Below are 9218 nucleotides of genomic sequence, written 5' to 3' on the forward strand. Positions count from 1 at the left end.
AGGCAGGCGGACAGCCCGGCGCCCAGGCCCATGGCCAGCGAAATCACCACGAAGGTGACCGGAAAGGTAAAGCTGATGGCCGCCAGGGCATCGGTGCCGAGCAGGCCGATAAAAAAGATATCGACCAGGTTGAAGGCCTGAATGGCGACGATGCCAAGCGCCATGGGACCGGCCATTCTGGCCAGTTGCGGGCCTATGGGGGCGGTCAGCAGCGAGTTGTGTTGTACCACTAATGATCTCTTGAAATGAGTGAGCCGGCCCTGCAAAGGCGATGCTCATGATACCGCCGCCGGTCGCGCTTTTAAAAAAATTTATGCGCTGGCCCTTGAAGGGGGGGAATGCGCTCCCATATAGAAGGACAGCGTAACAATTTGCGGCCGCCGGCCGTTTATATAACTAGGTAACAACACTCATCAGGAGAGTTATCGATGAACATTCGTCCATTGCACGATCGCGTTATTATCAAGCGTATTGAAGCCGAGTCAAAATCTGCGGGAGGCATTGTTTTGACCGGGTCTGCCGCCGAAAAGTCCACCCGTGGTGAGGTGCTGGCGGTAGGTAATGGCCGCACGCTGGATAGCGGTGAAGTCAAAGCCATGTCCGTCAAAGTGGGTGACAAGGTCATTTTCAACGAAGGCTTCGGTGTGAAAACCGAGAAGCTGGACGGTCAGGAAGTACTGATCCTGTCCGAAAACGACATTCTGGCTATCGTCGAATAATCATCCGGTCTATCTACTTTCAAGGAATATGAATAATGGCTGCTAAAGAAGTTAAATTTGGTAACGACGCTCGCGTAAAAATGCTCAAGGGTGTCAACATCCTGGCCGACGCCGTTAGAGTCACCCTGGGCCCTAAAGGCCGTAACGTGGTACTGGACAAGTCTTTCGGTGCCCCCGTTATCACCAAAGACGGTGTGTCTGTCGCCAAGGAAATCGAGCTGGAAGACAAGTTCGAGAACATGGGCGCCCAGATGGTGAAGGAAGTTGCTTCCAAGGCCAACGACGAAGCGGGCGACGGCACCACCACCGCCACCGTACTGGCTCAGTCCATCGTTAACGAAGGCCTGAAAGCGGTTGCCGCCGGCATGAACCCGATGGACCTGAAGCGCGGCATCGACAAGGCCGTGATCCAGGCCGTTGCCGAGCTGAAGAACCTGTCCGTACCTTGTAAAGACACCAAGGCCATTGCTCAGGTAGGCACTATATCTGCCAACTCCGACGAAACCGTGGGCGCGCTGATTGCCGAAGCCATGGAAAAAGTCGGCACCGACGGTGTTATCACTGTAGAAGAAGGTCAGGGCCTGCAGGACGAGCTGGACGTGGTAGAAGGCATGCAGTTCGACCGTGGCTACCTGTCTCCCTATTTCATCAACAAGCAGGAAACCGGTACCGTCGAGCTGGACGACCCCTTCATCCTGATGGTTGACAAGAAAGTCTCCAATATCCGCGAACTGCTGCCGGTACTGGAAGGCGTTGCCAAGCAATCCAAGCCGCTGCTGCTGGTTGCCGAAGATATCGAAGGCGAAGCCCTGGCGACTCTGGTCGTGAACAACATGCGCGGCATCGTTAAAGTGGCCGGCGTTAAAGCCCCGGGCTTCGGCGACCGTCGCAAGGCCATGCTGCAGGATATCGCTATCCTGACCGGAGGCACCGTGATCTCCGAAGAAGTCGGTCTGGAGCTGGAAAAAGCGACCCTGGAAGATCTGGGCCGTGCCAAGCGCGTCGTGATCACCAAAGACAACACCACCATCATCGATGGCGTGGGTGAAGTTGCTTCCATCGAAGCTCGCGTGGCGCAAATTCGCCAGCAGATCGAAGACTCTTCTTCCGATTACGACAAAGAGAAGCTGCAAGAGCGCGTGGCCAAGCTGGCCGGCGGTGTTGCCGTGATCAAGGTCGGTGCTGCCACCGAAATGGAAATGAAAGAGAAGAAAGCCCGCGTTGACGATGCTCTGCACGCAACCCGTGCCGCGGTAGAAGAAGGTGTGGTACCGGGCGGCGGTGTGGCTCTGGTGCGTGTTGCCAGCAAGCTGGGCGAGCTGCGTGGCGACAACGAAGACCAGAACGTAGGTATCAAGGTTGCCCTGCGCGCCATGGAATCTCCGCTGCGTCAGATCGTTACCAACGCCGGTGAAGAAGCTTCTGTCGTGGTCTCCAAGATCAAGGCTGGCGAAGGTAACTTCGGTTACAACGCCGGCAACGATACCTATGGCGACATGCTGGACATGGGCATCCTGGACCCGACCAAGGTGACTCGTTCTGCGCTGCAGTTCGCCGCTTCCGTGGCCGGTCTGATGATCACCACCGAAGCCATGGTTACTGAACTGCCTAAGCAAGACGCGCCGGCCATGCCGGACATGGGTGGCATGGGTGGCATGGGCGGTATGATGTGATCTGAATCACATTGATACTTCCTGGTCTTAGACCATGAACAACAAACCGGGCCCTTGTGGCCCGGTTTTTCGATCTAATGGGCTGAAAATATCGTAATTAACAGTGTGATTAATCAATTACACTTCAGTCAGGACACATGATTTAGGTATGATTGTATTCGTTTGAGGCATGATGCCATTCCCCGAGGCGTGATATCCGGCCTGTCGGTTTTAAGGAGAGGCGGTAATGAAACTGATGGGCAGAATACTGATGTTGTTGCTGTTGTCGTGGCAAGCCCAGGCGACGGAACCGGTGGTGCTGACCCTGTACGGGGATATTCAGCTCGATGATCGGCAATATGATCGGCTGGACTTTACCCTGAGCGAACTGCAGGCGTTGCCCCAGGCCGATATCACCACGGCCCATCCCTGGGTGACCCAGGCTCATCACTACCACGGGGTGGACCTGAACAGGCTGATGGCACGACTGTTCGGTCATCGCCGCGTTGTCAGCCTGTATCTGGAGGCATTGAACGGCTTCAGCGTGGCCGTCGACTGGCCACAAATCAGCCCCTTTTCCCCCATCATCGCCTGGCAGGAAGATGAGCGATTGATGAGCCGCCGTAATAAAGGCCCCTTGTGGCTGATGCTGCCCTATGATCGCGTACCCAAGGTACAGCAGGCCGACTTCCTGCACTTCATGGCCTGGCAGCTCCGGGTGATCCGGGTACTCTCGGAGCCGGAATGAGAGGTTTTTTTACATCATCCCTTAGCGCGAGCGGCCAACATGGTCGTGTACATCCTTTCAAGCTGGTTATCGGTGGTTTGCTGCTACTGGGCATGGTCATATTCGGCAGTGGCGCTACCCATACCCTGATGAATATTCGTCAGCACAATACCCTGCTTGAACAACGAACCTACGAAACGCCCTGGTCGTTTATGCAGTTGCGGCAGGAGATGGGGCGTTTTCTGGATGCGGTGCGGCTACTGCATGCGGATGCCATCGGTAAAGACGAGCTGGCGCTGCGTTACGATATTCTCTGGAGCCGACTCCCGATACTGCTGAGCGGCCAGTTCAGGGATACCCTCAGTGACAGGCCCGATCTGTGGCTGTTGATCCGGCAGCTTGATACCCGGGTTCGGGGTCTGGAACAACAGGTGGCAGACTTGCAACCCGGCTCACCGGATTATCGCTTCATACTGGTCGAGCTGACGCCCTACCTGGAGCCGTTATCTCGTACCGTGACCGCCTCTATGCATAGCAATGCGCGGTTTTATGCGCAGTATGACCAGGCCTACCGCAAGCTGGGCAAGCAGCTTTATATCCAGATAGTCTGTCTCTTCATTACCCTGCTGTTGCTGTTGTTACTGCTATTTCGGGAGCTGCGGCGTTACTGGGTTCAGCAACTGCGGGATCCGCTGACCGGGCTGCCCAATCGTTTTGCCTTGCAACGACGCATTGCGCCGATGATCGAACAGAAAATTCCCTTCAGCGTGACCGTGCTGGAATTGAAAGACTTTACCGAACATCATCATCGCTTCGGATTTGAAGTAGTGGATCGCCTGTTTCAGGCTTTCAGCCTGCGTCTGCAGCAGAGCCTGCAACCTCACGAGTTTATCGCCCTGCCCTGGCAGGAAAGGGTGGTGGTGGTGGCCCGGGGCGTGGTGTCGCTGGAGGAAGTGCGGGCGCAGCTGTCCCGTTTTCGTCAGGCCCTGACCGACAAGATATCCATCGATACCTATGACTTTTACATGACGCCTATCATGGGCGTGGTGCTCTACCCGGCGGATGCGGACAATCTGGTGGATCTGCTGGCCCGGGGGGAACTGGCGTTGGAGCTGTGCCGGCGGGAGCAATTGCCCTATGTGTTTTTCGACCCTTCCTTGTTGAAGGAAATGTCGCGTCGCCAGCAGCTGGCACGAGATCTGCCGGCGGCGCTGGACAGTAACAGCCTGAGCCTGCAGTTACAGCCTTTGATCGAATGGCCCGGCGGTCATTGTCGCGGGCTGCAAGCGCTGGTGAACTGGCATCATCCGGGCTTTGGGATCATTTCGACGGCGGAGCTGATGCGGGTCACCGAGCAATATCAACTGTCGGAACGGCTGTTCATGTGGTTGCTGCAGCAGATCAGCCGGCAGTTGCCCGCGTGGCAGGTTCTGGGCGATCCCTCGTTATTTGTCAGCCTGACGGTGCCACCGGCGCTGTTTCGGATCGGACTGGAGCAAACGATAGTGCCGGTGTTACAACAACATTGGCTGTCGGCCGACGCACTGGTGCTGGATATCAATGAAGGTTTGGTGAAGCAGGATACCCGTGAGACGCTGGCCGTGATGAAAGGGCTCCGGGCGGCAGGCATTCGCATGGCGTTGACCGAGTTCGGCAGCGGCTGTTCGGCCTGGGGAACCCTGTCTCAACTACCGATCAGCTGGCTGAAGCTGGACGCCACCTTCTGCAGCGGTATTGAACGGGAGGGCGAGCCTCGCCGCCAGCTGGGGACCTTGTTTGCACTGGCCCGGGTGTTGCGGCAGCCGCTGATTTGCTGCGGTGTCGAACATACGACGGAGCTTGGGGTGCTTGAAGGCATGGGCCAGCCGTTGCTGGTGCAGGGGGATGCGGTCGGCGAGGTCTTATCGGCGGTGGAAGTGGGCGGCTGGCTCAAGCACCGCCAGCCTCAGTAGCCGGCGGCGCAACATCAGCGCCGGCGATTAAGACAGCCGGGCGAAATGGTTGATAGTTTCGGCCAGCAGCTGGATCTTGTGCACCATCCGCGACAACAAATCCTGATATTCCTCATCGGTGGTCATTTCCAGCAGTTCCAGCTCTTCCGCCAGTTCGGCCACATAGGGCATGAAATGATCCGCGTGGGTGATGAACTGGCTGTCTTCCCGCAGCACGGCACTGAATTTAGCCTGACCGCGGGTGCGCAGCTCGGCCAGCTTCTTGTCCGCATCAATTGCCTGGTGATACAGCTCTTTCAGAGTGTCGTTCAATTTTGAGGTAACGGAGTCGTGCATATCTGTTCCTTTTCTTAGGGTCTGTTGACCTTTCGAGATGATTTTTGCAGCAGTTTGTGGGGTCTTGATACAAGGCACCGCTTATGCCATGTAGTCACTCTACATAAATAAGCGATAACGCAGTAGCAAGCCCCCACAAGCGTTGCCCTGCGGGTTCGGCTAAACGCGTTTTTCTCTTTGTTGAGAGGGCATTGCTTAGAATGACTAGGCTACCCCCCTCTCGCCGCGATAAAAACGCCTTTAACTCGAACAAAATTTAACCGCGAAAGGTCAACAGACCCTAATGTCGGTTCGGTTCAAGACCAAGATCGATGGGTGTCTTACTGTGTTCACCGCCGATTTCGCGCACTAGCTTGGGTACCAGAAAGCCGGGCAGCCGGGCCAGCATGCCGGCCAGCAAGGCGGTAGCTGTGTTGTCATCCACCGCGAAGTGGGCGGCACCCGCGACTTTGTCCAGCTGATGCAGATAATAGGGCAGCACCCCGGCTTCAAACAGCCGTTCCGACAGCTGGCATAAGGCCTCGGTATCGTCGTTTACGCCGGCCAGCAACACACTCTGGTTGAGCAGGGTAATACCGGCCCGACGCCAAGGGGCAAGCCGGGCTGTCAGCTCATCGTCGATTTCATTGGCATGGTTGATGTGCAGCACCATCACCACCTGCAGCCGGCTTTGGTCGAGTCGCTGTAGCAGCGACTCGGTCAGCCGGGCCGGGATCACCACCGGCAGCCGGGTATGGATGCGCAGTCGTTTCAGATGAGGGATGGCTTCCAGGTCGGTGATCAGGGTGTCGAGATGCTCGTCCTTGGCCATCAGTGGATCGCCGCCGGAGAGGATCACTTCGTTGATCTCGGGGTGGGCGGCGATATAGTCCAGCGCCTCGCGCCAGCCTTCGCGGCCCGGGCTGTTGTCCGCATAGGGAAAGTGACGACGAAAGCAGTAGCGGCAGTTCACCGCACAGCCGCCGCGTACCACCAGCAGCACCCGGGATTCATACTTGTGCAGCAGGCCGGGCAGGGCGCTGTCGTGCTCATCGAGCGGGTCGGTGACAAAGCCGGGCACCTGCTCGAACTCTTCACCCAGAGGCAGCACCTGGCGCAGCAGTGGATCCTGGGCGTCGCCTTGCCGCATCTTGTCGGCAAAGGGGCGGGGGACCCGCATCGGAAACAGCCGCCGGGCCTTAAAGCCTGGCTGCCAGGGGGTCGCGTCTATCTGCAGGTACTGCAACAGCTGTTCGGGAGAGGTGAAGGCTCTGGCAAGTTCTTTTTGCCAGTTAATATGTAAATCCCCCCCATTTACGGGTATCATTGCCGGCATTTTCTGCAACTCTGTCAAACTCACGAGGGTAAAATGGCCTCTTATAGTACCAATGATTTCCGTGCCGGCCTAAAGATTATGCTGGATGGCGAGCCCTGTGCCATTGTCGAAAACGAATTCGTCAAGCCCGGTAAAGGACAGGCGTTCAGCCGCGTGAAGATCCGCCGTCTGCTCAACGGCAAGATGCTGGAAAAAACCTTCAAGTCCGGTGACACAGTAGAAGCCGCCGACGTGGTGGATATGGAGCTGGCCTATCTGTACAACGACGGCGAGTTCTATCACTTCATGAACAACGAGACGTTCGAACAGCTGGCCGCCGACGAGAAAGCGGTGTCCGATACCAAGCGCTGGCTGAAAGAGCAGGACGTGTGCACCCTGACCCTGTGGAATGGCGCCGCGATTTCCGTTACTCCTCCCAACTTCGTTGAGCTGGAAGTGGTAGAAACCGATCCGGGCCTGAAGGGTGACACCGCCGGCACCGGCGGCAAGCCTGCCACCCTGACCACCGGCGCAGTAGTACGAGTGCCGCTGTTCATCCAGATTGGCGAAGTGCTGAAGGTTGATACTCGCTCCGGTGAATATGTTTCCCGCGTGAAGTAAGCCTGTCAGTATTGAAAAACGGCGCCTTTCGGCGCCGTTTTTGTTTGTTATTCCTTACCGTAGACGTTGTTTTCCTGCTCCCGCACCCGGATGAAGGTGGTGCGCTTGGTCAGCTCTTTCAGACGGTGGGCTCCCACATAGGTACAGGTTGAGCGCACGCCGCCCAGAATGTCCTGAATGGTGTCTTCCACCGGGCCGCGATACGCCAGCTCGACGGTTTTACCTTCTGCAGCTCTGTACTTGGCTACGCTGCCGGCGTGTTTGTCCATGGCACTGGAAGAGCTCATGCCATAGAACTTCATGAAGGTCTTGCCATCGCGTTCGACCAGCTCGCCGCCACATTCTTCGTGCGCCGCCAGCATACCACCCAGCATAACGAAGTCGGCACCGCCACCGAAGGCCTTGGCCACGTCGCCGGGACAGGTACAACCGCCATCGCCGATGATCTGGCCACCCAGGCCATGGGCCGCATCGGCGCACTCGATAATGGCCGACAGCTGTGGGTAGCCGACGCCGGTCTTGACCCGGGTGGTGCAGACGGAGCCCGGGCCTATGCCGACCTTGATGATATCGGCACCGCACAGAATCAGCTCTTCCACCATTTCTCCGGTCACCACGTTACCGGCGATGATGGTGTGCTTTGGCCACTGCTTGCGCGCCTTGCTGACAAAAGATGTGAAATGTTCGCTGTAACCGTTGGCCACGTCGATACAGATAAAGGAGAGCTCATCGGATAACGCCAGTACCTGTTGCAGCTTCTCAAAGTCTTTTTCGGAGGTGCCGCTGGAGACGATGACGTGTTGCAGCACATCCGGGCTTTCTGCCTGTACAAATGCCTGCCACTCGGCCACGGAGTAATGCTTGTGTACCGCGGTCAGAATCTGATGACGGGCCAGAGAGCGGGCCATGGCGAAGGTGGCCACGGTATCCATATTGGCGGCAATAACCGGTACACCAGACCAGCGACGACCCGAATGTTTAAAGACGAATTCGCGGCCAAGTTCTACCTGAGAACGGCTGTTGAGAGTAGATCGCTTGGGTCGAAACAGCACATCACTAAAGCCCAGTTTCAAGTCTTCTTCGATACGCATGGTATTACCTCAATAAGTGACAGGCACAAAAAAACCGGGGGTTTCTTAGGCCCCCGGTTTTCAGCATTGTAGGTTTACGAAAACTTTTTGCAACAATTCTGACTCATTATTCAGGAATTAATCCGGGTATGTCAGACCAGACGAGGCTTGTGGCGGGCGTATTTCGAGCCGTTCAGCGTGTCTTGGTGCTGTTGTTTTGTACGATTTTGCGTCATGCTGTTAGCATCCTGGCTGGGAGGGTTGCGTTATGTTCAAGATATTGGGGCTGGATCATCTGGTGCTGAGGGTGAGGCAGCCGGCGCGAATGCTGGATTTTTACTGCCGTATTCTCGGGTGCAGCCTGGAGCGGAAAAAGAGCGACATCGGCCTCTATCAACTGCGGGCCGGAGAGCAGCTTATCGATCTGGTCGATATTCGCGGCCCTCTGGGCGGGGATGGCGAAGTCCCCGATCAGTGCAAGGCCAACATGGATCACTTCTGTCTTAAAATTGATCCTTTCGATACGGATGAGCTCTGTACCTATCTCGCGCTGAACGGGGTGATCTTCGAAGCGCCGGTCATGCGTTACGGCGCCGAAGGAGAAGGACTCTCCGTTTATCTGTTCGATCCCGAAGGAAACCAGATAGAGCTTAAAGGCGTCGTCTAAGCTGGCAAGCGCCCACATGATAAGCTGGCAAGCGCCCATATTAAGATTGACATCCTCCTCGGCCTAAAGGCCGAGGATTCCTACTGCGGTTAAGCGCTTGCGCTTAACTCACTTCGGTGGGTTCCTGCTGCTGGCGACATTAATGCATCGCTCACTTCACAGGCTAACCGGGCGTGCCCC

Annotated in this window: 10 protein-coding genes; 6 read left to right on the plus strand and 4 right to left on the minus strand. The window is 56.7% G+C overall.

Annotated elements, in window-relative coordinates:
• Positions 1-176 (minus strand): MATE family efflux transporter (locus UN63_RS16230; RefSeq protein ID WP_425320324.1); only part of this gene is annotated, 176 nt, incomplete at its 3' end.
• 252 nt (positions 177-428) lie between these two features.
• On the opposite strand from UN63_RS16230, the gene UN63_RS16235 reads away from it, so the two are divergent.
• From UN63_RS16235 to UN63_RS16250, 4 genes are all read left to right on the plus strand, one after another.
• Positions 429-719: a co-chaperone GroES gene (locus tag UN63_RS16235; protein ID WP_104488540.1), complete on the plus strand. Its 291-nt coding sequence runs from the start codon at positions 429-431 to the stop codon at positions 717-719.
• 35 nt (positions 720-754) lie between these two features.
• Positions 755-2392: a chaperonin GroEL gene (groL, locus tag UN63_RS16240; protein ID WP_104488541.1), complete on the plus strand. Its 1638-nt coding sequence runs from the start codon at positions 755-757 to the stop codon at positions 2390-2392.
• Positions 2393-2618: 226 nt separating this feature from the next.
• Positions 2619-3119 carry a putative pterin-binding protein gene (locus UN63_RS16245; protein WP_104488542.1) on the plus strand — a complete coding sequence of 167 codons (501 nt, stop codon included), beginning with the start codon at positions 2619-2621 and terminating at the stop codon, positions 3117-3119.
• Complete coding sequence (locus UN63_RS16250; protein ID WP_104488543.1) at positions 3116-5050, plus strand: EAL domain-containing protein; 1935 nt, start codon at positions 3116-3118, stop codon at positions 5048-5050. Before UN63_RS16245 ends, UN63_RS16250 begins: the two co-directional genes overlap by 4 nt.
• A 27-nt stretch (positions 5051-5077) precedes the next feature.
• On the opposite strand, the gene UN63_RS16255 is transcribed toward UN63_RS16250, so the two are convergent.
• Both UN63_RS16255 and epmB read right to left on the minus strand, forming a co-directional pair.
• A complete protein-coding gene (locus UN63_RS16255) occupies positions 5078-5386 on the minus strand; it encodes a hypothetical protein (protein WP_104488544.1) in 309 nt (102 codons plus the stop codon).
• Between the two features lie 280 nt (positions 5387-5666).
• Positions 5667-6692: an EF-P beta-lysylation protein EpmB gene (gene epmB / locus UN63_RS16265; RefSeq protein ID WP_229793586.1), complete on the minus strand. Its 1026-nt coding sequence runs from the start codon at positions 6690-6692 to the stop codon at positions 5667-5669.
• A 42-nt stretch (positions 6693-6734) separates the two neighbouring features.
• Between epmB and efp the strand changes: the two genes are divergently transcribed.
• The gene (gene efp / locus UN63_RS16270; RefSeq protein ID WP_104488546.1) at positions 6735-7301 is read left to right on the plus strand and encodes an elongation factor P; all 567 of its coding nucleotides are present in this window, start codon (positions 6735-6737) and stop codon (positions 7299-7301) included.
• A 47-nt stretch (positions 7302-7348) separates the two neighbouring features.
• On the opposite strand, the gene UN63_RS16275 is transcribed toward efp, so the two are convergent.
• On the minus strand, positions 7349-8392 hold the full coding sequence (locus UN63_RS16275) for a GMP reductase (protein ID WP_104488547.1): 1044 nt from the start codon (positions 8390-8392) through the stop codon (positions 7349-7351).
• Between the two features lie 247 nt (positions 8393-8639).
• Here UN63_RS16275 and UN63_RS16280 point away from each other — a divergent pair, with 247 nt between their 5' ends.
• Positions 8640-9038, plus strand: coding sequence for a VOC family protein (locus tag UN63_RS16280; protein WP_104488548.1), 399 nt, complete (start codon positions 8640-8642; stop codon positions 9036-9038).
• Positions 9039-9218 lie beyond the last annotated feature (180 nt).

Origin of the sequence: Oceanisphaera arctica, assembly GCF_002936955.1 — a bacterium.
Lineage (GTDB): Bacteria > Pseudomonadota > Gammaproteobacteria > Enterobacterales > Aeromonadaceae > Oceanimonas > Oceanimonas arctica.